The organism is Bradyrhizobium stylosanthis, from assembly GCF_001641335.1.
Lineage (GTDB): Bacteria > Pseudomonadota > Alphaproteobacteria > Rhizobiales > Xanthobacteraceae > Bradyrhizobium > Bradyrhizobium stylosanthis.
Map to the genome: position 1 here is coordinate 379802 of NZ_LVEM01000003.1, position 22998 is coordinate 402799.

At 64.9% G+C, this 22998-nt stretch carries 26 protein-coding genes; 9 read left to right on the plus strand and 17 right to left on the minus strand.

Features of this window, described 5'->3' with window-relative positions; all coding sequences use genetic code 11:
- The first annotated feature begins 4 nt into the window (after positions 1-4).
- Positions 5-160: a hypothetical protein gene (locus A7X65_RS42725; RefSeq protein ID WP_167358281.1), complete on the plus strand. Its 156-nt coding sequence runs from the start codon at positions 5-7 to the stop codon at positions 158-160.
- Between the two features lie 72 nt (positions 161-232).
- Here the strand turns inward: A7X65_RS42725 and A7X65_RS21540 are convergent, their stop codons facing one another.
- From A7X65_RS21540 to A7X65_RS21570, 7 genes are all read right to left on the minus strand, one after another.
- Positions 233-535, minus strand: coding sequence for an HU family DNA-binding protein (locus A7X65_RS21540; protein ID WP_008139488.1), 303 nt, complete (start codon positions 533-535; stop codon positions 233-235).
- Positions 536-870: 335 nt separating this feature from the next.
- Positions 871-2103 (minus strand): acetyl-CoA C-acetyltransferase, encoded by a 1233-nt coding sequence (locus A7X65_RS21545; RefSeq protein ID WP_063688414.1) that lies wholly within the window; start codon positions 2101-2103, stop codon positions 871-873.
- 267 nt (positions 2104-2370) lie between these two features.
- Entirely contained in the window at positions 2371-3834 is a 1464-nt protein-coding gene (locus A7X65_RS21550; RefSeq protein ID WP_063688416.1) for a GH1 family beta-glucosidase, read from the minus strand.
- 121 nt (positions 3835-3955) lie between these two features.
- Entirely contained in the window at positions 3956-4933 is a 978-nt protein-coding gene (locus tag A7X65_RS21555; RefSeq protein WP_063688418.1) for a Bug family tripartite tricarboxylate transporter substrate binding protein, read from the minus strand.
- Positions 4934-5025: 92 nt separating this feature from the next.
- Entirely contained in the window at positions 5026-5871 is an 846-nt protein-coding gene (locus tag A7X65_RS21560; RefSeq protein WP_063688421.1) for a fumarylacetoacetate hydrolase family protein, read from the minus strand.
- On the minus strand, positions 5868-7490 hold the full coding sequence (locus tag A7X65_RS21565) for a bifunctional 3-(3-hydroxy-phenyl)propionate/3-hydroxycinnamic acid hydroxylase (RefSeq protein ID WP_063690678.1): 1623 nt from the start codon (positions 7488-7490) through the stop codon (positions 5868-5870). The genes A7X65_RS21560 and A7X65_RS21565 overlap by 4 nt, the downstream gene beginning before the upstream one ends.
- A complete protein-coding gene (locus A7X65_RS21570; RefSeq protein WP_063688423.1) occupies positions 7487-8386 on the minus strand; it encodes a VOC family protein in 900 nt (299 codons plus the stop codon). Before A7X65_RS21570 ends, A7X65_RS21565 begins: the two co-directional genes overlap by 4 nt.
- A gap of 133 nt (positions 8387-8519) precedes the next feature.
- On the opposite strand from A7X65_RS21570, the gene A7X65_RS21575 reads away from it, so the two are divergent.
- Positions 8520-9230, plus strand: coding sequence for a GntR family transcriptional regulator (locus A7X65_RS21575; protein WP_063688426.1), 711 nt, complete (start codon positions 8520-8522; stop codon positions 9228-9230).
- Between the two features lie 30 nt (positions 9231-9260).
- Here A7X65_RS21575 and A7X65_RS21580 read toward each other — a convergent pair whose 3' ends face one another.
- The 9 genes from A7X65_RS21580 to A7X65_RS21615 all read right to left on the minus strand — a co-directional run bounded on the left by A7X65_RS21580 (position 9261) and on the right by A7X65_RS21615 (position 15973).
- Positions 9261-9665 carry a hypothetical protein gene (locus A7X65_RS21580; protein ID WP_063688428.1) on the minus strand — a complete coding sequence of 135 codons (405 nt, stop codon included), beginning with the start codon at positions 9663-9665 and terminating at the stop codon, positions 9261-9263.
- Between the two features lie 61 nt (positions 9666-9726).
- Positions 9727-9897, minus strand: coding sequence for a hypothetical protein (locus tag A7X65_RS41915; RefSeq protein ID WP_156527942.1), 171 nt, complete (start codon positions 9895-9897; stop codon positions 9727-9729).
- A gap of 146 nt (positions 9898-10043) precedes the next feature.
- The gene (locus tag A7X65_RS21585; RefSeq protein ID WP_063690680.1) at positions 10044-10313 is read right to left on the minus strand and encodes a hypothetical protein; all 270 of its coding nucleotides are present in this window, start codon (positions 10311-10313) and stop codon (positions 10044-10046) included.
- A 187-nt stretch (positions 10314-10500) separates the two neighbouring features.
- On the minus strand, positions 10501-10734 hold the full coding sequence (locus A7X65_RS42730; protein ID WP_063688431.1) for a hypothetical protein: 234 nt from the start codon (positions 10732-10734) through the stop codon (positions 10501-10503).
- A complete protein-coding gene (locus A7X65_RS42735; RefSeq protein ID WP_063688434.1) occupies positions 10731-11030 on the minus strand; it encodes a hypothetical protein in 300 nt (99 codons plus the stop codon). The genes A7X65_RS42730 and A7X65_RS42735 overlap by 4 nt, the downstream gene beginning before the upstream one ends.
- Positions 11031-11146: 116 nt before the next feature.
- Positions 11147-11482 (minus strand): hypothetical protein, encoded by a 336-nt coding sequence (locus A7X65_RS21600; protein WP_063688436.1) that lies wholly within the window; start codon positions 11480-11482, stop codon positions 11147-11149.
- 102 nt (positions 11483-11584) lie between these two features.
- Positions 11585-11818 (minus strand): hypothetical protein, encoded by a 234-nt coding sequence (locus tag A7X65_RS21605; RefSeq protein WP_063688439.1) that lies wholly within the window; start codon positions 11816-11818, stop codon positions 11585-11587.
- Positions 11819-11961: 143 nt separating this feature from the next.
- On the minus strand, positions 11962-14451 hold the full coding sequence (locus A7X65_RS21610; protein ID WP_063688442.1) for a TonB-dependent receptor: 2490 nt from the start codon (positions 14449-14451) through the stop codon (positions 11962-11964).
- Positions 14452-14614: 163 nt separating this feature from the next.
- On the minus strand, positions 14615-15973 hold the full coding sequence (locus A7X65_RS21615) for a histidine kinase (RefSeq protein WP_063688444.1): 1359 nt from the start codon (positions 15971-15973) through the stop codon (positions 14615-14617).
- A gap of 193 nt (positions 15974-16166) precedes the next feature.
- Between A7X65_RS21615 and A7X65_RS21620 the strand changes: the two genes are divergently transcribed.
- Entirely contained in the window at positions 16167-16787 is a 621-nt protein-coding gene (locus A7X65_RS21620) for a response regulator (RefSeq protein ID WP_008562541.1), read from the plus strand.
- Between the two features lie 78 nt (positions 16788-16865).
- On the plus strand, positions 16866-17711 hold the full coding sequence (fghA, locus tag A7X65_RS21625) for an S-formylglutathione hydrolase (RefSeq protein WP_063688447.1): 846 nt from the start codon (positions 16866-16868) through the stop codon (positions 17709-17711).
- A gap of 172 nt (positions 17712-17883) precedes the next feature.
- Here the strand turns inward: fghA and A7X65_RS21630 are convergent, their stop codons facing one another.
- The gene (locus tag A7X65_RS21630) at positions 17884-18387 is read right to left on the minus strand and encodes a DUF3280 domain-containing protein (protein ID WP_063688450.1); all 504 of its coding nucleotides are present in this window, start codon (positions 18385-18387) and stop codon (positions 17884-17886) included.
- Between the two features lie 128 nt (positions 18388-18515).
- Between A7X65_RS21630 and A7X65_RS21635 the strand changes: the two genes are divergently transcribed.
- Genes A7X65_RS21635 through A7X65_RS21655 form a run of 5 tightly spaced genes read left to right on the plus strand, consistent with a single transcriptional unit; the run spans position 18516 to position 22947 of the window.
- The gene (locus tag A7X65_RS21635; RefSeq protein ID WP_063688452.1) at positions 18516-19697 is read left to right on the plus strand and encodes an ABC transporter substrate-binding protein; all 1182 of its coding nucleotides are present in this window, start codon (positions 18516-18518) and stop codon (positions 19695-19697) included.
- A gap of 22 nt (positions 19698-19719) precedes the next feature.
- Positions 19720-20688, plus strand: a complete 969-nt coding sequence (locus A7X65_RS21640; protein ID WP_063688455.1) for a YVTN family beta-propeller repeat protein — start codon at positions 19720-19722, stop codon at positions 20686-20688.
- Positions 20685-21491 carry an ABC transporter ATP-binding protein gene (locus A7X65_RS21645; RefSeq protein ID WP_063688458.1) on the plus strand — a complete coding sequence of 269 codons (807 nt, stop codon included), beginning with the start codon at positions 20685-20687 and terminating at the stop codon, positions 21489-21491. Before A7X65_RS21640 ends, A7X65_RS21645 begins: the two co-directional genes overlap by 4 nt.
- A complete protein-coding gene (locus tag A7X65_RS21650) occupies positions 21488-22336 on the plus strand; it encodes an ABC transporter permease (RefSeq protein WP_063688460.1) in 849 nt (282 codons plus the stop codon). The genes A7X65_RS21645 and A7X65_RS21650 overlap by 4 nt, the downstream gene beginning before the upstream one ends.
- Positions 22333-22947 (plus strand): hypothetical protein, encoded by a 615-nt coding sequence (locus A7X65_RS21655; protein ID WP_063688463.1) that lies wholly within the window; start codon positions 22333-22335, stop codon positions 22945-22947. Before A7X65_RS21650 ends, A7X65_RS21655 begins: the two co-directional genes overlap by 4 nt.
- The last annotated feature ends 51 nt before the right edge of the window (positions 22948-22998 follow it).

Genomic DNA, 22998 nt, shown 5'->3' on the forward strand with positions numbered 1-22998 from the left:
CGCGATGAAGAAACTGCTGGAAGAAGCGAAGAGATCGCGCAAGACGCAGCGGCTGCGCCAGCTGCTCGATCGTGCCATCGACCGGGTTCGCGATGCGCTCGCAGGCCCCGAGCCGCGGCTTCAGCCGATCCCGGTCCGGGTGAAGCGCCGCAAGGGTTGAGCCCTCCGTCTCAGGCCCTCGCGGCTGCCCCAAATAAAAGGCCCCCTCCCATTCGAGGGGGCCTTTGCGTTATCAGGCCACGGCGTCCTTGGCAGCCTTGACCGGGCGGGCGCGGACGATCTTCCGGGCCGGCTTGGCCTTGAACATCATCTCTTCACCCGTGAACGGGTTGGTGCCCTTGCGCGCCTTGGTCGCGGGCTTCTTGATGACCACGAACTTGGCGAAGCCCGGCACCAGGAACAGGCCGTTCTTCTTGAGCTCCTTGTGGCCGACATCGGTCAGCGTCTCCATGACGCTCTTGACGTCGCGCTTGGAAAGCTCGGTGGCGGTCGCAATCTTTTCGATCAACTGCGATTTGGACATTTGGGCTGGCATCGTGTCTCCTCTGATTCGTTGCCGGTTGCATATTAGACCAAGCGGCGAAGGCCTATAGCCTTCTGCACAGTTTTGTCGCGATTTTACGGGCTTTTTTGGCCCTCTGTGGCAAAAAACCCTGCTTTTTAGCTACTTCCAGAGCGGAAGAAGCCTCTGACAGCGGATTTTACCTTGTTTCAAAGGCCCGCACGCACACTTGCTAAAGCTGATTCGCGCCTTTCGACAAGCGACGACCGAACGAGGACGCGCGATTCACCCTGAAAAATAAGGGTTGGAGCGCACGACAGCCGCTTTCTCTCCCCGTTTTTACGGGGGAGAGGCGACGGAGAAGGCAGCTAGATACGCTCGATGATGACGGCCGGCGCCATGCCGCCGGCGGCGCACATGGTGACGAGACCGCGCTTCAGGTCGCGCCGTTCGAGCTCGTCCAGTACCGTGCCGATCAGGATCGAACCGGTCGCGCCGATGGGATGGCCGAGCGCAATCGAGCCGCCATTGACGTTGACCTTGGCGCGGTCGAGCTTGAGGTCGCGGATGTATTTTTCCGCCACCACCGCGAAGGCCTCGTTGATCTCGAACAGGTCGATGTCGTCGATCGAGAGGCCGGCCTTCGCCAGCACTTTTCGCGTTGCGGGCACCGGCGCGTTCAGCATCAGGGTCGGCGAATCCCCCATGTTCGCCATCGCCACGACGCGGGCACGGGCTTTGAGGCCATGCGCCTTGGCGTAGGCGGGCGAGGCCAAGAGGATCGCGGCGGCGCCGTCGACGACGCCGGAGGAGTTGCCGGCGTGATGCACGAAGTCGATCTTCAGGTCCGGATATTTCTGCAGGATCAGGCCGCGATAGGTCGTGCCCTCGTCGTCGAGCGCATAGTCGGCGATCGCGGGGAATGCCGGCTTCAGGCTGCTGAGGCCCTCCATCGTGGTCTGCAGCCGCGGATATTCTTCATGGTCGAGCGCGAGGCTGCCGTCCTCGCGATGCACCGGCACGAGGCTCTTCTTGAAGTGTCCGCCGGCGATCGCCTGCGCGGCGCGCTTCTGGCTCTCGAGGCCGAGTGCATCGACGTCGCTTCGCGTGATGCCTTCCAGCGTCGCGATCGCGTCGGCGCAGACACCCTGATGCGACTGCGGATGCCGCGCGCGCAGGCGCAGGTTGCCGGAGTCCATCATCATCGGGCCGCCGCCGCGCCGCCCCTCCATCGACATCATCTCGCAGCCGCCGGCGATGACGAGATCTTCCGCGCCCGCCATGATCGAGGATGCCGCCATGTTGACGCTGGTGATGCCGGAACCGCAAAAGCGATCCAGCGTCACCGCGCTGGCACGTACGTCATAGCCGGCATCGAGCGCCGACATGCGGCCGAGATCGCCGCTCTGCGTTGCGACCTGCGCGCTGCAGCCCCAGACGATGTCATCGACATCGGCGGTGTTGATGCCGGTGCGCTCGGCGAGCGCGCGCAGCACGGTGGCTCCCAGCTGCTGCGGATGAATGCCCGAGAGTGCTCCCTTGCCGGCCTTGCCGACGCCCCGCGGGGTACGGCAGGCATCGATGATCAGCGCGTCGGTCATGGGCGTTGTCCTCTTGTTATGAGTGTTGGGGACGTTTTCGATCAGAGGACGAGGTGAGTCAATGTGCGGTGCTTGCGGCCTCACCCGGATTTTCCGCCGCACGTAAAATCTGGCCAATCGCATACGACCTGAGCTGTCGGCACTGGAGTTTCCGCAGCGTCATGGCCGGGCTTGTCCCGGCCATCCACGCCTTGGCATGTCGGACGAAGAACGTGGATGCCCGGGAAAAGCCCGGGCATGACGGCCCTCTGAGTGCGACAGAAGCGGTTAAGCTCCCGCGGCGTTCTTCGCGATCACGTTGCGATAGAAACTCGCGCTGAGTTTTGGTGTCCGGACCTGGGTGTCGAAATTGACGTGATAGAGGCCGAAGCGCTTGCTGAGGCCGAACACCCACTCGAAGTTGTCCATCAGGCTCCAGAGGAAATAGCCGCGCACCGGCACGCCCTCGGCGGTGGCGCGCTGCAGCTGGGCGAGATAGTTGCGCAGGTACATGATGCGATCGGTGTCGTAGATCTTGCCGTCGGGCGTGACCACGTCGTCGCCGGAGGTGCCATTCTCGGTGATGTAGATCGCATCCGTCTTCCAGATCTTGGCTGCGAGCTTCGGCACCCAGTACATCGTCTCCGGCGCGATGCGCAGCCAGTCCGAGCTCATATGCGGGAACGATTTCGGGATCGGTAGCGGCATGAAGCCCGCGCCCTCCGCTGAGGGCACCACATAGTTCTGCGGCGCGTAGATGTTGAGGCCGAGGAAGTCCACCGGCGAGGAGATGATCTTCAGCTCGGCCGCGGTGTATTTCGGCGCGTCGGCGCCGGCATATTTCAGGAAGGCGTCGGTATACTGCCCCGTCATGATGACGTTGAGATAGCCGGCATTCATCTCGCGCAGCGCGATCTCGGCGGCGAGGACATGCTCGGGCGTGTCGATCGCGGGAACGCAGACGTCGATATTCTCCGCAGGTCCGACCCTGGTGCCGTGACGGCCATGGGCCCGCACCGCCTGCACCGCGATCCCATGCGCGAGCGCGCTGTTGTGCCTGACCTGGTTGACCTCCCGTTGCGGCAGCGTCATGCCGGGCGCGTCGATGCCGAGGCCGTAGCCGAACTGCACGAAGCGGCCGCTCTCGTTCAGCGTGAACACGTTCTTGACCCGGTCGGTCAGGTGCTCGGCGACATAGGCCGCATAGTCGCCGAAGATCTTGCAGGTCTCGGTCGAGCGCCAGCCGCCGAAGCGATCTTGCAGCGATTGCGGCAGGTCCCAATGATAGAGCGTCGCCCACGGTTCGATGCCGTTCCTGAGCAGCTCGTCGACGAGGCGGTTGTAGAAGTCGAGGCCGTTGGGGTTCGGCTTGCCGTCTCCGTCCGGAAACACGCGCGGCCAGGCGATCGAGAAGCGATAGGCCTTGCAGCCGAGATCCTTGATGAGCGCGATGTCTTCCTTGTAGCGGTGGAAATGCTCGTTGGCGCGGTCACCGGTCGAGCCGTCCTCGATCTTGCCGGGAATGCGCACGAACTTGTCCCAGATCGAGACCCCTCGCCCGCCCTCGTTGACCGCGCCCTCGACCTGGTAGGACGATGTCGCCGTGCCCCAGACGAAACCCGTCGGAAAGCCGCTGTCGCGCGAGGCCGCCGCCGCCGGCTTGGCATCGGCGCCGTCCAGCGGATTCGCGATAGCTGCCGCGGACAATCCCGCCAGCGCGGCAAACTGGCGACGCGAGACCTTGTCCGACATGTGATGCTGCTCCGGGGGTGATTGTTGCAGCCGCACAATGACCGGTCACGGGCAGTTTGAGAAGCAGTGACGGCAAGAGTTGATGATGCAAAAATGCGAGAGCGCCCCGCTCCGCGCCGCACTATTCAGGCTCGATGCCGAGCCTCTGGATGATCTTGCCGGACGAGGCGAGCTGGTCGTCGAGGAAGCGCTTGGCGCCTGCCGTCGTCACGGCTTCGCCGACACGAACATCGAAGCCGAGGGTGGGCGCGCGCTCGCGCACATCGGGCGATTCCAGCGCGCGCGCAATCTCGGCGCTCAGTTTTTCGACGATGTCGGCGGGCGTGCCGACCGGGGCCATGAACATGAACCAGCCCTGGAGATCGACGCTTTGCAGCGTCTCCGCGATCGCGGGAACGTCCGGCAGGGACTCGATCCGTTTGGCGCCGGCAACGGCAACAGGCCGCAGCGTGCCTGCCTTGATGAAGGCCTCGGCGATCGAGGCGGATTGGATGGTCACCTGGATGCGTCCCGAGATGGCGTCCTGCACCGCATTCGTGGTGGTGTTGTAGGGGATGAGGACAAACCCGGTCCCGGCGTTCTTGTTGATCGCCTGAGCGATCAGGCCCGAGAGGTTGCGCGCGCCGTCGACGGCGAGGCTCAACGAGCCCGGTGCCGATTTTTCGAGTTTGATCAGTTCCGGCAGCGTAGTGGCCTTCACCTCGGGATTGACGAGAAGGACGTGGTTGCTTTTCGCCACCATGGCGATCGGCACGAAGTCCTTCACGGGATCATAGGGGAGCTTCTTGAACGTGTAGGGATTGGTGACGAGCGCCGCCGATGTGGCGAACAGGAACGTGTAGCCGTCCGGAGCTGCGCGCGCGACCGACTGCGTGCCGACGAGGTTTGCGGCGCCCGGACGATTCTCGACGACGAACTGCTGCCCGAAGGTCCGCGAGAGCTTCTCGGTGATGAGGCGGCACATCACGTCGGGGCTGTTGCCCGCAGGCTGCGGCACGACGACGGTCACCGGCCTCTGCGGCCACGACTGCGCGAAGGCCGGAAGAGAGRCGCAAAGCGCAACGCCGGCGAGCAGCAGACGACGCGAAAGTCCGGACATGGTGTTCCTCCCTGGAAGATGCCGCTTTTCGGGCTGTTATTGGTCGACCGTTCGCGCGCCGCAGCCGGCCGTTGCCGGCTGCGGCGGCTCGATCAAGCTTCGTCTGTGACGGGATTCCTGAGCACGCCGAGGCGCTCGACCTCGATCTCGACGACATCGCCGGGCTTCATCCAGAGCGGCGGCTCGCGCCGGGAGCCGACGCCACCCGGGGTGCCGCTGACGATGACGTCGCCGGGCTCCAGCCGCGTGAAGGTCGAGCAGTATTCGATCTGGCGCGGGATATTGAAGATCATCTGCTTGATCCGCGCTTCCTGCATGACCTCTCCGTTGAGACGGGTCTGCAGCTTGAGCTCGTCGAGCGGGCCGAGCTCGTCCGGCGTCATCATCCAGGGGCCGAATGCGCCGGTATCCGGAAAATTCTTGCCCGGCGTGAATTGATGCGTGTGACGCTGGAAATCACGGATGCTGCCGTCGTTGTAGCAGGAATAGCCCACGACGTGGTCCATGGCATCCGCGCGAGAGATGTAGCGGCCCGCCTTGCCGATGATGACCGCGAGCTCGCCTTCGAAATCGAGGTGGGTCGAGACGCGCGGCCGCACGATCGGCTGCAGATGTCCGGTCTGGCTGTTGGCATATCGCGAGAAGATGGTGGGATGTTCGACCTCGGCGCGGCCGGTTTCCTTGCGGTGGGTCTCGTAGTTCAGGCCTACGCACAGGATCTTGTCGGGGTTCGGGATGACCGGCAGCCAGGTGACTTTCGAGGTCGGAACGGCAGTCGCGGAGGCCTTTGCATCCGCAACACCGGCCAACGCGGCGCCGATCGCCGCCTTGAGATCGGCATAGCGCGCTTTGAGCACGACGCCGACATCAAAAAAGGTCTCGCCTTCGACGATGCCCCAGGTGGTGCGGCCATCGATGGCTACAGTTGCAAGTTTCACGGTGTTCTCTCCATTTTCAGATCGGGAATTCTGTCTTGCCCAGCCGGGACGTCGCGACGGCGCAGATCGACCTCGGCCAGGAGATCGCCGAGCTCGGTGGCATTGCGCGCGGTACCGAAGACGTAATGGTCGGGCCGAACGACTGCCGCGACCACAGCGTGACGGTCGAACCAGCTCGCCAGCACTCCCTCGGTCTCTTCGAGCGCATTCGCACAACCCATGCCCGCAGACGCGATTGCGGCGACAGACATGTCGGCACGCGTAAGGCCGAGCGAAAGTATGGACGCGGCGTCGTTGCTGCGGCCGTCGATGAGCAGCCGCCAACCGGGCCCGGTGATCTCGTCCAGCAAGCCAGACGCGGCGCCACGTGCAATGCACGGCTGCGGAAACAAAGTGCCGCGCGCCGGCATCTCGCGATACGACAGACATCCGGCACGGAGCGGCGGAATGATTTCCTGCCGCGTCAGAAGCAGCGGCTTGCCGCCGCCGTCGGCCAGGATCTGCGCATCGCGCCGCCGGGCGGCGGCCGGATCGCGCTCGCAGATCGACTGGCCGATTGCCTTGATCTTGCCGGTCAGCTCGATGACGTGCTGCTTGCGTTCGGCCGTGTAGCTGTCGAGCAGGCTGTCGGAAGAGACGCCCCTCAGCACATGATCCAGCTTCCAGACGAGGTTCGTGGCATCGCGCAGGCCCTGGCACATGCCCTGGCCGATGAAGGGAGGCTGCTGATGCGCGGCATCGCCGGCGATCAGGATCCTGCCGTTGCGCCACTCGTCGGCAACGAGGGCGTGGAAGCGATACGAGGCCGCGCGCCACAACTCCCCGTCCTCCGGCGTGAGCCAGGGCGCGAGCAGCTTCCAGACATTGTCGGGCCGCTCCATCTGCCGCGCGTCCTCGCCCGGCAGCAGCATGATCTCCCAGCGGCGGTGGTTCTTCGGGCCGATGAGGTAGCTGACGGGACGCGCCGGATTGCAGAATTGCGCGGAGCATTGCGGCAGGCGCGCGATCGCATTCTCGTCCACGCGGACGTCCACCACCAGCCAGGGTTCGTCGAAGATGAGATCCTCGAGGCCAAGACCTGCGATCTGCCGCACGGTGCTCGAGGCGCCGTCGCAGCCGATCACATAGCGCGCGGTCACGGAACGCTGCCGTCCATCGCCGTCCTTCAGTTGCGCCTCGACACGATCGGGCGTTTGCACGAGACCGAGCAGCTCGACGCCGAGCTCGGCGTGCACATTGGAAAAGCTCCGCGCGTGGCGCCGCAGCTCGGCCTCGACCGCGGGCTGGCTGAACACCATGCTCGGCGTGTAACCGAGCGGATAAGGCTTCGCGACCATGTCGATGCGGCGGATCAACTGGCCGTCGACGCCAAAATGCTCCGAGGCGGTGAAAGGCTCGATATGGGGCGAGATCGCCTCCGTGAGGCCCATATTGTCGAAGTGACGGAAGATCTCGTGATCGAGCGCGATCGCGCGCGGCTTGTCATAGACGTCGGTCAGCCGGTCGATGACCAACGTGCGATGACCGAGGCGGCCGAGCCGCCCTGCGGCAACGGCGCCGGTCGGCCCGAAGCCGACGACGAGCACGTCATAATCAATGGCGCCGGCAATATCCGTCATGCGCGCGCCGCCGCGAAGGGAACGGCAAGCTGCGCCGCTTTGCAGGCCTCCGACTTCGGCGGGGCGATGCCCCATTGATCGGTTCGGCCGGGAGGCCAGACCCAATCGCCCGGACCTTTCGCGACATAGCTATCGTCGATCTGCAGGACTTCGGCCGTGTATTCGATCACGGTGCCGGTCGGATCGACGAAATAGGCGAACACGTTGTCGCCCGGGCCGTGACGGCCGACGCCCCAGCCGATTGGATAGCCGTGGTCCACCATGCGGCCGGAGCCGCGCATGACGGACTCCAGATCGGGCATGAGGAAAGCCACGTGATTGAGACCGTTGCGAGGGGCCTCCGCAAGCACGACCGCGTGGTGATCGCTGTTGCAGCACAGGAATGCCATCAGCTTGGACCGATCCGACAGCCGGAAGCCCAGGGTCTCCTGATAGAACGCCGAAAGCTTCTCGATGTCGGCGCTGTTGATGTTGACGTGGGCCAACCGCTCGGGGCGATCGGCGATCACGCGCGCCGGCTTGGTACGATCGCCATGTACGAACTCGATGGCGCATCCCTGCGCTTCGCGAACCATGAAGCTTGTGCCGCCCGACGGCGCGGACGATGGCGCAGGTGAGCTGATCACCTCACAGCCGGCTTGCCGCGCACGCGCGAACAAGCGCTGCAGATCATCGTGAGAGCGGACGCGAAAGCTGATCTTGCGGAGCGATGCCGCCTCGCCCGATGTGAGCTCGAGGACGTGGAAATCGCTGCCCGTCGCGGCGAGGTACACCGTGCCGTCCGCCTCCGCCGCGACGTCGAGGCCCCAGACCTTGCTGTAGAACTCGACCGAACCGGCGAGCTGCGGCGTCGTGACCTCGACGCTGCGCAGGGCCGTCACCGGAAAGTCGGACATCGGATTTCCCTGTCAGGAACGGAAACGCCCGCTTCAGTAATATGTATAAAAACTCCAGTAAAGAAGAAATTTATAAATAATTGGCCCCAGCTCTGCTAATGTACACAGGCGGAGAGATTCCGATGGGATGCCCATGAGCCCTGACATCACACCCGAGCTGCCAAGCCAGAAGGTAGACCAGCCGGCAACGCTGGCGACCACGATCTACGCGCGCCTCAAGGCCGACATCCTGACGACGCGGCTCGAGCCCGGGCGCAAGCTGCAGTCGCGCTTCCTGATGGAGCAGTACAATGTCGGACAGACCCCGCTGCGCGAGGCCCTCAACCGCCTGACCACCGAGGAGTTCGTCGTCGGCATGGAGCAGCGCGGCTTCTACGTGAAGGAGGTCAGCAAGGAGGAGCTGCAGGAGCTGACCAAGACGAGGTGCTGGGTCGAGGGCCTGGCGTTGAGCGAGTCCATGCAGAATGCGACCCAGGCCTGGGAAGAGGCTCTGCTGGTTGCACATCACCGGCTCGATCGGACGCCGCGCTCGCTCAAGCCCGATACATTCGAGGACAATCCGGATTGGGAGAAGGTGCACCGCGCCTTCCATGCGACCCTGATCGGACTTTGCGGCTCACGGCCGCTGCTCGGCTTCTGCGAGCAACTCGCCGACCGGCTCTATCGATATCGCATGATGTCGATCGCGAAGGCCTATCCGGCGCGCAAGGTCGGTGCCGAGCACAGCGATATCCTTCAGGCGGTTCTCGCCAGGGACAGCGAGCAGGCCGTGCACCTGCTGCAGCAGCATTATCGGCGCACAGCCGACGTCATCTATTCCGACCTGGACGGATTGCTGGCCTAGCTTCGTCTCGGGGCATGGAGCGCATCGCGCTCAGCGCGAGCGCTTCGGCAGCTTCGGAAGCTTGTCGGGATTGAACGCCGGGATCTCGCCGGCCGGTTCGCGTGCCGCCGCTTGCTCGGTCAGGATCAGCGTTCCCTGCAGGACTATTCCCGGCGCCTGCGCTGCCGTCGCCGTGTAGGTCGCGATCTTGCCGGGGCACGTCCCCTCGATATTGAGCGTGAGCTCGTCCTCCACGCCGAAGACCGTCGCGCGTCCATCGGTATGACGCCTCGTCAACACGGTTGCCGTGAAGCGATCTCCGTCGACCTGACAGGAGCCGTGATAGGTCATCAGGCTGTCGCGGCCCCAGATCTGGCCGTCTGCAACATGGACGATGCCGGTACCCTGATCGATCGGCGTCTTGTACCAAGCCGCGTAGGTGCCGTCCTTCAGCATGGGAGCAATCTCCCTTGATAGTCCCCCACGGCTAATCCGCATGATCGGCGCTAAGAAAGCGTTAATCACGCGGCCCGTGACAATCCGGGATGTCCCTGCGCAGCTCCTCTTCAAGCTCCTCGATGATGCTGTGAAGCAGGCATACGGCAAGCGGATCGGTCACCTCCCGCTCCAACTGCCTGTAGCGCGCGATCTGACATTCCCGCTGTCTCAACTGGTGCTCTGTCATCATACGGGCCCTCCGGCGAACCGACGCACAGAGGGCCGCGCAGTTTCGTTACAATTTTCGGATCATTTTACATGGTTTCCGATCGGTAAAGAAAACGCCCCGCGGAGGCCGGCGCGCGCAACGCCGGCGCGTCGCCGCGGGGCGGTTCTCTAGCGCCGCACGCCGACGCGATTGACGCCGCCGTTCCAATTGGTCCCGCTCGCCGTGCCGGCACGCACTGCCGCGCGTGCCACGGGACGCGGACGGAGCACGACACCGGCCCTGGCGACGCAGCTCGGCGGATAGTCGACGTACTGACAATAGACCACCGCTCCAGCCGGTGTCGGGCTGAGCGTGAGGCTCGCCAGACCCAGCAGGGCGCTGGCGGCGAGGCCTGCGATTGTCGCGGACTTGAACGAATGACGCTTGCTGCGATGCATGAATTCCTCCTCATGGTACATGCGAACCGATGAGTGACGGACGCCACCTTCGAGCACGCCTGCACATGAGGCCAGCATCGATGAGCCGGCGGCCTTGACATGGATCAACGGTGAGCAGCGTCCACATCAGGGCCATTCACCGACAGCAATTTGCCGAGCGGGGGGCTGGGTGACGCCCCCGCCGGCTTCACGGCACGTCGGCGCTTCTGCGATTGTCGCCGATGCTGTGCGGCTTCTTGAGGAAGAACTCCCGATTGCCGAGAGCTGCTTCCGCGTATTGATCGATCGCGACCTGGATGGCCTCGATGTGCATGCGGCACCAGCCTTCAAGGCAGGACAGGCGCCGCGCGTGCTCGAGCGCTTTCAGGAACTCCGGCGGCTCCCGCATGTCGGAGAAGTAGGTCGGCCTCTCACCCTTCATGCCCGCGCGACCTCTCTTGGTGGAACAAGGCGGCGCTTCTCGACACCGATGCGCGGAGGCGCCGGGCGCCGGCGGGGGACGAAGAGGCTGGCAACGACGATCGGGTCGGTGTCGCCGAGCGCCGCCCGCTCCTGCGCGAGCCCGCTCATCACGGCCCGCATCTTCATGACTTCCCCGGCGACGAAGGTGCAGTCTTCATCCCGGTTGATTTGCTCATGCATGATGGCTTCGGCCTCACGCATGCTGACACGTAACGCTCTGATGATCTTGCGGATTTCGTTGATGCGGTTGTCCATGGCTCGCTCCTTGGTGGACGAGGAGCATAAGAACAAATCATGAACATTGAGTCAATCGGCCCGAGGTAGAACTCGTCCCGGTTCACCGCCCATTGCGGGAAGGCACTTGCCTCCGTTCAAGTGGCCAGGCGAAGCCAGATGTCCTTGCTCACCAGCGTACCGCTCGGCGTGGCGATCTCCAGATCCACGACGTGCAGCGAACCGGGCTGGTCGTCATAGATGTATCGGAGGTGCCACATGCGGCCGAGGTCCGGCGAAATGGTAAAGTCGTCCAGTCCGTCGGTGATGGCCCTGATCGCCTCGCGGTGCGGCAAGGGCGCGGAAAACATCGCATCGATCAGGTCGGCGAGGCTCATGCCCTCGACGAGCATGAGGCGCGCAACCTCGTCACCATAAACGTGTCGGAGCGCCGTAACGATGGCGGCGACGGCATCCGGATTTTTCAACGACACGACAAGACAAAGCCTCCGGCAGCATGATGCCGGAGGCAGGATATTCTACGCAAGCTGTCTGCGCAGGCGGTGCGGAGCATGGAATTCCGCCGGCCGCCTTGGTCAGTGCCGGTGCTTCCAGTTGCCGCGGCCGCGATACCAGCCGTAATGGTGACCGCGGTTGCCGTGCCAGCCATGGCCATGCCCGTGTCCATGACCGTGCCCGCCGCGGACCTGGATCACGGCATCATCAGTTGCTGTCGCCGGAGGGGCGAGGCCGATCCGTGCCGAAGCCGGGCCGGCAAAAAGCGTCGCCGCGAGAGCGCCCGCCGACAGCAACATGACTGCAAACTTCATTGCGTAGTCCTCCTTGTGTTCAGGCACAGCTAACCGGCCAAACCCCTCCTCGTTCCATTCCGGGAAAAATATGCAATCGAGCCGGCCCGCATGCGCGCGAGCCGCGGCTCCCGCCGGGCGGGACGCCAGCACCCTGGACGAGTCTAGAACGTCACCCGCATCCCCGCATAGAAGGCGCGCGGCCGTGCCGGGCTCAGCGAGCGCGGGTCGGTGAAGTCGGCGCCGCCATTGGTGAAGTTGGGCAAGGCTTCGCGATCGAAGAACTGTCCGTAGGTGGCGTAGCGCCTGTCGAAGACGTTGTCGACGCGGCCGTAGAGCTGGAAGTTCTTGGTCACCTGGTAGGAGGTGTGGAGGTTGAACACCGTGTAGGACGGCAGCTTCGAATATTGGTTCGACTCGTCGCCGACGAAATACTGGCTGGAGACGAACAGGGCGTTGCCGCCGACCTTCCAGACGTCGGTGACGTTGTAGTCGACGCCGACCTTGACCCGGTGGCGCGGGATCGCGGGAAGCTGGTTGCCTGGCAGGACCTGGATGGTCTCGGTCACGGGATCCCTGAACGGACTTTCGGAGCCGAGCTCGAACGCATCGAGATAGCGTGCGTCGACGAACGAATAGCTCGCCTGGAACTGCAGCGTGGGCGACTTGATGTTGACCTCGGCCTCGAGCCCCTGACGTCGCGTTCTGCCGACATTGCTGAAATAGCCGAAGCCGGTCCGCCCGACCGCGGGCACCGCGACGATGTCGTCATAGTTGGTGGCGCGGAACGCGCCGACCTTCCATCCGAGCGTGCCGATGTTGAGCTCCTTGCTGCCGCGGAAGCCGGCCTCGACGGTCTTGGACACCACCTGCTTCAGCGGCGGGTCCGAAACCAGGAAGGCCGCGATGAGACAGGGCCGGGTCGGATCGGCGCAGCCGAGCTCGAGCGGCGTCGGCACGCGGTTGGCCTCGGAATAGCCGGCATAGGCGGTCAGCTCCGGCGTGATCTTGTAGGTGCCGCCGATCACCGGGTTGAAGCGGGTGAAGGTGTGATCGCCGTTGAGAGCGGTGCCGAGCTGGTCTTCCAGCGTGATGCGCGCCACGTTGAAGCGGCCGCCGCCGGTGATGGCGAAGGCGTCCGTGACGTTGAAGGTGTCCATCGCGTAGACGCCGTTGTACTGGTTGACGGTCCGCAGCGAGACGGGACCAGCGACCGGATCTACCGTGGGCGTCGCACCCAGGAAGACGCCGCTGCCGCTGACGACGTAGTTTTCTCCCATCGATCCGATCTCGGCGGTGGCGTTGTAGCGCGTGACGCTGGCGTCGTAGCTCGTGCCCATCACGAAGCGGTTGTCGTGCCCGAACAGCAGATCGGTGTTGGTGGCCTGTCCCGACACGCCGAACGTGGTCGAACGGATCGAGCCGCGGTCGATCTCGCCGAGGATGGTCCCAGGCGCAAAGGGATTGGCGAGCTGCACGCCGCCCGCGCCATTGGCGGGCGTGGTGTCGTCACCGAAGCACAGCAGCGCCGGATCGACAGCGCACTCCTGGGCGTCGGTCGGATTGCCGTCGACGATCTTCTGCTCGTACCGGCGCACATGGGCGGTGCCTTCGAGCGTCCAGGTCGGCGTCGCGTCGACCTTTCCGGTGAAATTGAGATAGCCGACGCGGTTGCTCGTGGTCTGCGGCGTCGTGTAGGTCGCGCCCCAATATTTGTCGAGCAGCTCCGCCGGCACGGTGGCGCTGGCGCCGAAATCGTTCTTGGCGACGCCCATGTTGGCGTGGAATTCGCTGTCGCCTTGCTTATAGCCGACATCGCTGTAGAAGCGCCGCACGGTCGATTGCGAGAAATTGCGGAAGCCGTTGTCGCGCAGACCTTCGAGCGCGGCGTAGACGCCGTAGTTCTTGTCGACCTGCTTGCCCCATTGCGCCGAGCCCTGGATGCGGCCGAACGAGCCGCCCATCACATCGAGCTCGGCACCCTGATAGGTGAAGCCGTCCTTCATTTGCAGGTTGATCGCGCCGCCGAGCGCATTGAGGCCGAAGGCGGGATTGTTGGTGACGAGCGTCACCGACCTGATCGCGGCGGTGGGGATCAGGTCCCAATTGACGGCATCCGAAAAGGCTTCGTTGATGCGGACGCCGTTCTGATACACCGCAAGGCCCTGCGGCGTGCCCGTCACGGGCGAAGCGACGAAGCCGCGGAACTCGACATCAGGCGTGAACGGATTGCCGGTGACCTCGCTGATGTTGACGCCGGCGATGTTGTCGCGCAGCGCATCGGTGATGTTGAGCGAGCCGGTGCGCCTGATCTGGTTGGCATCGACCGCGTTGATCGACGAGGCGACCTTGTCGACGTCGAGACCCCGGCCGGTGCCCGGCGAGGTCGGGTAGACATAGATACGCGTCTTGGGGCGGTTCGACGATGAAGCGCCCGCGCGCGCCACCGGCCGCGTCGGCGTCATGCGTCTTGTCGCCGAGGGCGATGGCGCGCTCACCTCGACCGGCGGCAGGTTCTGGACGTTGGTCTCCTCGTCCTGAGCGGCCCCGGCGGGGCCCGCGACGACCAGCCCCGACAACAGCCCCGTCGATACCGAGGCCATCAACAGACGACGTTTGACCCAAAGACGCTTGACCCGAAGACGATTGCCCATCCCAGCCTTCCCACCCGTGACCGCCGGCTGTTTTGATGTTCGCCGGTTGGTGCAGACGAGTGTAATCGGCGGCCGCTCGCACGCCAGCCACAAAAGGTCGGGCACGATCCGCTCCCGCTTTCCCGACCAAATCGGGAATTTTTCCCGATGATATTGGGAACGGTCAGGCCGCCGCCGTCGGCACCAGCGCCTCGACGGTGACGCCGCCGTCGCCGGACACGACGTTGAGCGTGCCGCCGAGCGCCAGGATCCGCTCGCGCATGCCGACGAGGCCGAAGCCGAGCTTTTGGCCGGGCTCCATGCCATGGCCATTGTCACTGACGCGCACGCGGGCGCAGAGCCGGCCGTCACGCGTGAGCTGCTCGGCGGGCTCGATCACGACATTGACCGCGGTCGCGCCGGCATGGCGGAACACGTTGGTCAGCGCCTCCTGCACCACGCGATAGATGGTGAGGTCGGCGGTCTCGCCGGTCGTCCCCAGCTGCGGCGAGATCGTGGTCTCGATGGCGACCTCGGGATGCGATTCCCGCCACAGCCGCGACAGCGATTCCAGCGCCTGGCCGAGCCCTAGCTCGGCAAGGCCGACGGGCCGCAGGCGTTCCAGCACGCGGCGCGTGAATTGCTGGAGCGCGTTGATCTGCTCCAGCAGGGCGCTGCCGTGCTTGCGCACCGCCTCCGCGCTCGGCGCCTTCCCGTCCGCGAGCTTTGCCAGCGCGCTGGCATGCGCGCGCAGCGAGAACAGATACGGCCCGAATTCGTCGTGCAATTCGCGCGCGATCTCCTTGCGCTCGACGTCCTGCAGCGAAACCGCGCGCTCGGCGAGCCGCCGCTTGTCCTCGACCGCCTCGCCGAGGGTTGCGGCAAGATGATTGAGCCGGGTGCAGATAGCGGCGAGCTCCGGCGCGCCGCCCGGCGCGACGCGCGCCTCGTACTGCCCGCCTTCGAGCTTCCCCATGACCTCCGCCAGCGACTGCAGCGGCGCCAGCGCCCGGCCGACCACGTTCATCATCAGGAAAAACAGTGCGAGCGCGATCACCGAGCCGACCTCGAGCTGGGTCACGATGCCGTCCCAGATCTCGGCGATCTCGTCGTCGGGATGCGCGGTGATCCGGAGCGAGCCCGGCTTGCCATGGATCGAGACGGGTACGCTGACCGCGGTCTGCTCGGGATGAACCAGGCTGACGAACCAGGCCGGCGGGGCGCGCGTGTCGTCGTCGGCATCGGGCCGCGGCGGCGTCAGCGGGTTCCCGCCGGCGTCGTAAAGCGCGATGCTGACATGGCGCAGGCGGCTGAGATCGCGCGCGATCTGGTTCAGCCGCGCATCCGGATCGGGCGCCTCGTTGAGATCGGCAACGATCATCTCGATGAATTCGCGCGCGAGGCGGATCACGCTCTGGTCCTCGGCCTGCACGCGCGGCCCCGCCTCCGCGACCTGGCGGCCGATATTGACCGCGAGGCCCAGCGCCAGCAGCAGCGCCAGCAAGAGGTTGATGCGCCCGCGCAAGGAAAGATTCTGCCACATTGGTGCCGCCCGTGCCTCGCGAAGGTTGGCCCGCGCCTGTCCGATGACGTTGACAGGGGCGAAGCGCCCGATATCTAATCGAAAGCGTACAGCAATCCCGGCCGGGTTGCATGAGGCGACATGAGACGCACGCGTCTTGCCTGGTCGACGTCATGCGGCGCAGAACAGGCCGGCACTGTCGCAGGAAACGCCTATGCGCATTCTGATCGTCGACGATCATCCCATTGTCGCCTCCGGCTGCCGTGCCGTGCTGGCCGACGAGGGCGAGATCGAGATTCTGGAGGCCGCCGACGCCGAGGACGGCGAGTGCGTCTTCATCGTCGAGCGCCCCGACCTCTGCATCATCGACATCAACCTGCCGACCGTCTCCGGCTTCGAGCTCGCGCGCCGCATCCTCGAGCGCGCGCCGGAGGCCCGCATCATCATGTTCAGCATGAATGACGACCCGGCCTTTGCCGCGCGCGCCATCGAATGCGGCGCCAAGGGCTACGTGTCCAAGACCGGCGACCCGGACGACCTCGTCGAGGCGATCCGCGCCGTCGGCGGCGGCGGCACTTATCTTCCGACCGCGATCGCGCGCAGCATCGCCTTTGCCGGCCCTGCGCTGGCGCAAAGCCCGCTGTCGAAGCTGAACGCGCGCGAGATGGAGATCCTGCGGCTGCTCAGCGCCGGCAAGAGCCTGTCCGAGATCGCCTGGCTGGTGCAATCGTCCTACAAGACGGTGGCCAACACCTCCTCGATCATGCGCCAGAAGCTCGGCGTGAAGACTTCGGTCGAGCTGGTACGGCTGGCGATCGACAGCGGCGTGGCCTGACGCGTAGACGTCCGCCACAAATTCGGTCACACAAGCGTTGCATTCTTGATGTGGTGAGATGCCACGGAGCAAAACGGCATGACGATCCAGACTGTCTCGACCAATAAATCCTATGGCGGCGTGCAGGGCGTGTATCGCCATGCCAGCCAGGCGACCGGAACCGACATGGTGTTCTCGGTCTACGTTCCGCCGCACGCCGACGGCGCCAAGCTGCCCGTGGTCTGGTACCTCTCCGGCCTCACCTGCACGCATGCCAACGTCACCGAGAAGGGCGAATTCCGCAAAGCCTGCGCCGAGCTCGGCCTGATCTTCGTTGCGCCAGACACTTCGCCGCGCGGGCCGGACGTGCCTGGCGATGCCAACAACGCCTACGATTTCGGCCTGGGCGCCGGCTTCTATGTCGACGCGACGCAAGACCCCTTCGCCCGCAACTATCGCATGTGGAGCTACGTCACCGACGAGCTGCCGAAACTTGTGGCGGGAAATTTTCCCGTCGACGCCAAGCGGCAATCGGTCATGGGCCATTCGATGGGCGGCCACGGTGCACTGACGGTCGCACTGCGCAACCCGCATCGCTATCGCGCGGCCAGCGCCTTCGCGCCGATCGTGGCGCCCTCGCAGGTGCCCTGGGGCATCAAGGCCCTGACCGGCTATCTCGGACCGAACAAGGATGCCTGGCGCAACCACGACACCGTGGCGCTGATCGAGGACGGCGCCAAGTTCTCGGGTTTCCTGGTCGATGTCGGCGAGGCCGACAACTTCCTGAAGGAGCAGCTCAAGCCCGAGCTGCTGGAAGCCGCCTGCACCAAGGCCAGCATCCCGCTGACGCTGCGGCGACAGCCGGGATACGACCACAGCTATTATTTTATCTCGACCTTCATGAGCGATCATCTGCATTGGCATGCGGAAAGATTGAAGGGGTGATTTTTCTTCCCTTCTCCCCCTGTGATGAGGGGTGTCTCTCCGCGACCGCAGTATCGTAGGGTGGGCAAAGCGAAGCGTGCCCACGATTTCTCTCGAATCATTGATTGACCGTGGGCACGGCGCAAGTGCACCTTTGCCCACCCTACAATTCCCGACTCGCGGGGAGAGAGCCCTACTCCGGCTTGCCGTAATTCGGCGCCAGCAGGCGGTTGCGGATGAGATAGCTCATCGTGCGCGACCAGGATTCATCGGTGTTGCCGCGCATGTCGGCGCTGGCCGCGGCAATCATGTTGCCGGTCTTCACGTCGCGCAGATAGATGTTGAGGTTGATGATCAGGTTCGAGACCTTCTGCACCATGCCGGTGATCTCGAGCTCGGCACCGAGCTGCCCGGCGAGCTTGAGGTCGCAGCCACCGCAGGCCTGCAAGTTCGCGTGGCGGGCGGCGTCCCTGACCGGCGCGATGTCGAGCACCTGGAACCGGCCCGAGTCAGTCAGCTCCTTGCGGAGCTGTTCGCTGATGCGCAGCAGCCGCGCCTCCTCCGGCTTGGAGCCGTAGAACTCGCCGGGCAGGCTGGTGTCGATCAGCTCGAAATCGAACACCGCGAGCTTCGGCGGATCGGCGCGTGCGACCGATCCGGTCAACAGCAATGCTGCGAAACATAGCAGTGCTCGCATGATCGTGATTCCGCCTCCTCGCTTGCAGGGACGAAATGCGGGGTTGCATGCCCTGACAAATCGGTCATGCTTTAGCAGAGACAATTCTCCACCGGCGGTCAAGCCGGGGAGATCGTCCAGGAGGAAACATGATCCGATGGTTGGTCGGCCTGATCGGCTGGAGTCTCGCCGCGACGAGCGCGCTCGCGGCCGACCCTGTCACGATCGGCGTCGGCTATCTCGGTGTCGCCGGCACCAGATCGACGCTGTCGCTGGTCGAACAGCCCGCCGAGAATGACGGCGTCGCCGGCGCGCGCCTCGCCATCGAGGACAACAACACCACCGGAAAATTCACGGGCCAGCGTTTCACGCTGGAGGAACGCCGCATCAAGGAAGGCGAGGACGCGGTCCAGGCCGCAACTGATCTTGCGGCTCGCAACGGCTTCATCATCACCGACCTGCCGGCCGACGCGCTGCTGAAAGTTGCCGATGCCCTGCGCGAGCGCGGCACGCTGCTGTTCAACGCGGGGGCGATCGACGAGCGGCTGCGCGAGGCCGATTGCCGCGCCAACGTCATCCACACCGCGCCGACGCGGGCGATGCTGGCCGATGCGCTCGGCCAGTATCTGGTGTGGAAGAAATGGTCGCGCTGGCTGCTCGTCGTCGGCTCGCACGACGAGGACAAGCTGTTCGCCGATGCGCTCCGGCGCACCGCGACGCGGTTCGGCGCCAAGATCGTGCAGGAGCGCACCTTCGAGGACAAGGGCGGCGCGCGGCGCACCGACTCCGGCGTCACCCAGATCCAGCGGCAGATGCCGGTGTTCACGCAGCAGGCGCCCGCCTACGACGTGCTGGTCGCCGCCGACGAGAGCGAGGTGTTCGGCGCCTATCTGCCCTATCGCACCTGGGATCCGCGGCCCGTCGCGGGCTCGGCCGGCCTCGTGCCGCGCAGCTGGGACGCATCGCAGGACCAGTGGGGCGCGATCCAGATGCAGAACCGCTTCATCAAGCTGAATTCGCGGCGGATGACCCCGCTCGACATGCAGGCCTGGACCGCGGTGCGCATGATCGGCGAGGCCACCTCGCGCACCAAATCAGGCGACGTCGGCAAGGTCACCGATTTCATCAAGGGCCCGGATTTCTCCGTTGCCGCCTTCAAGGGCACGCGGCTCACCTTGCGCGACTGGAACCTGCAGCTCCGCCAACCGATCCTGCTGGTCGACGGCCGCATGGTGGTCTCAGTGTCGCCGCAGGAAGGGTTCCTGCACCAGGTCTCCGAACTCGACACGCTCGGCTACGACCGTCCGGAGAGCAAATGCAAGTTGAAATGAGGACATTAAAGTGAAGACTTGGATGTTGCGCATGTGGCGTGTGGGGCTTCTCGCCGGACTGGCGCTGGCGGCGGCGCCCGCGCATGCGTTCATCGCTTATGTCTCGAACGAGAAGAGCAACACGGTCTCGGTGATCGATACCGACAGCTGGACCGTGACAAAGACCATCAAGGTCGGCCAGCGTCCGCGCGGCATCGATTTCACGCGCGACGGCAAGTTCGTGATGGTCGCGGTCGGCGACGACGACACCATCCAGGTGATCGATGCCAAGACGCAGGCCGTGGTGGACAGCCTGCCCTCCGGTCCAGATCCCGAATTGTTCGCGCAGGATGCGGCGGGAAAAATTCTCTATGTCGCAAACGAGAACGACAATACGGTCACCGTGATCGACCTCGAAAAGCGCACCCGGCTCGGCGACATCCAGGTCGGCGTCGAGCCCGAGGGCATGACGATCAGCCCGGACGGCAAGACGCTGATCAACACGTCCGAAACCACCAACATGGCGCATTTTATCGACACGAGCTCGCGCCAGATCGTCGCCAACGTGCTGGTCGATGCGCGGCCGCGCTTTGCGGAGTTCAAGCATGACAGCTCGGAGCTCTGGGTGTCCTCCGAGATCGGCGGCACCGTGTCGGTGATCGATCCGAAGAAACATGAAGTGATCGGCAAGGTCACCTTCGAGATTCCGGGCTTGCGCAAGGAGGCGATCCAGCCGGTCGGCATCGGCATGACAAAGGACGACAAGACCGCCTTCGTCGCACTCGGTCCCGCCAACCGCATCGCGGTGGTCGACGTTGCCACGCGCAAGGTCACGAAATACCTGCTGGTGGGACAGCGGGTCTGGCACATGGCCTTCACGCCGGATGAAAAATACCTGCTCACCACCAACGGCGTGTCGAACGACGTGTCCGTCATCGACGTCGCCGCGCAGAAGGTGATCAAGACCATTCAGGTGGGCGAGCTGCCCTGGGGCATCACGATCGCGCCATGACCAGCCCTGCCCCCGTCACCGAAGCACTGGAGACGCCACGGCCCGATCCGGCCGCGGTGCCGGCGCTGTCGATCGACGGCGTCAGCCATGCCTATGGGCCGCGCCGCGCGTTGATGGACGTGTCGTTCAAGGTGCAGGCTGCGAGCTTCACCGCGCTGCTGGGGCTCAACGGCGCCGGCAAGAGCACGCTGTTCTCACTCGTCACACGCCTGTTCGGCATCCAGTCGGGCCGCGTCTCTATCTTCGGCCATGACATCGGCAAAAGCTCCGGCGAGGCGCTGCGGCTGCTCGGCGTCGTGTTCCAGCCGCGTACGGTCGATCTCGATCTGTCCCTGACGCAGAACCTGCTCTATCACGCCGCCCTCCACGGCATCGGTCGCCGCGAGGCCACCGCGCGTAGCGTTGAGCTGCTCGGCCGCATCGGCCTTTCCGATCGTGCCGGGAGCAAGGTGCGCGACCTCTCGGGTGGACAGATGCGGCGGCTGGAGATAGCCCGCGCCCTGCTGCACCGGCCGCGCCTCCTGCTGCTCGACGAGCCGACCGTCGGCCTCGACGTCAAGGCGCGCGCCGACATCATCAGCCATGTGCGCCAGCTCGTGACCGAGCAAGGCATCGGCGTGCTCTGGGCCACGCACCTGTTCGACGAGATCATGCCCGGCGACGATCTCGTGGTGCTGCACCAGGGCAAGGTGCTGGCGCAGGGGCCGATGAGCCGCGTCGTCACAGAAGCCGGCGCGCAGGACGTCAACACCGCCTTCATGCGCCTGACCGGCGCGCAGACCATGCCGGGAGGCGGCGCATGAGCAGCATCACCACGCGCGAGGCGCCGCGCGGCTTCTCGGCCGCGGAGTACATGACCTGCCTCACCGGCATCGTCTGGCGCGAGGGGCTGCGCTTCCTGCATCAGCGCGAGCGCTTCGTCTCGGCGCTGGTGCGTCCCCTGGTGTGGCTGTTCATCTTCGCCGCCGGCTTCCGCCAGGTGCTCGGCATCTCCATCATCCCGCCCTACGAGACCTACATCCTCTACGAGGTCTATATCGCGCCCGGGCTGATGGCGATGATCCAGCTCTTCAACGGCATGCAGTCCTCGCTGTCGATGGTCTATGACCGCGAGATGGGCAACATGCGTACGCTGCTGGTGAGCCCGCTGCCGCGCGGCTTCCTGCTGTTCTGCAAGCTGCTCGCGGGCACGGCCGTATCGCTGCTCCAGGTCTACGCGTTCCTTTTGATCGCCTGGTTCTGGGACATCACCCCGCCGCCGTCGGGCTATCTCACGGTGCTGCCGGCGCTGATCCTGTCCGGGCTGATGCTGGGCTCGCTCGGCATGCTGATCTCGTCGGGCATCAAGCAGCTCGAGAATTTTGCCGGCGTCATGAACTTCGTGATCTTCCCGATGTTCTTCGCCTCCTCCGCGCTCTACCCGCTCTGGCGGGTGCAGGAGGGCAGCCCCTATCTCTACTATCTGTGCGAGGCCAATCCGTTCACCCACGCGGTCGAGCTGATACGTTTTGCACTCTACGGGCAAATCAACTGGATCTCGCTGGCGGTGGTCGCAGCCTGCACAATCGTCTTCATGATCGGTGCGATTTGGGCCTATGATCCCTCGCGCGGGCTGGCACGGCGGGGGCCCGCAGGAGGCGAAGGATGACGGTTCGGATTCTGGCGACGGCTGTTCTGGCGCTCGCTGTTGCGGGATCGGCCGCGCGCGCGGCCGATCCGCGCTATCCGGACTGGCCGTGCACGCAGGCAAAAGTCCCGGAGATCTCGCTCGCCGCCGTCTGGGCCGGTCCCGCGCTCGGTGATGCCGAGACCAAGTGGAAGGACGACGCCAAGGTCAGCGCGCTGGTCTCGAAATTGGCGGCGCGCAAGACGCCGCTCGACGAAGCCGAGAAGTCGGTGAAGGAGTTTCTGGCCGGCTCGGCCAGCGACAAGGCGGCGAATGCAAAGCTCCTGTTCGCCGGGCTGTTCGAGACCCTCAACGCCCAGCGCGCCCAGGTCATGATCGGGCTCGAGCGCGTCAGCCGCAAGCAGCGCGACGCCGCCGACAAGATCCGCGACGAGACGCTGGCGCTCCAGGCCGTGCAAGGGGCGACACCGCGCGACGAGGCCAAGGTCGAGGCGCTCAGCAACGAGCTGATCTGGAAAACCCGTATTTTCGAGGACCGCCACAAGGTGGTGCGCTTCGTCTGCGAGGTTCCAACCTCGATCGACCAGCGCCTGTTCGCGCTCGGACGCGTGATACAGCAGGAAATGGAATAGCGTCAGCCACGCTGACGGCTCACGAAAAGTTCCCGCGATCGCCCCGGGAAC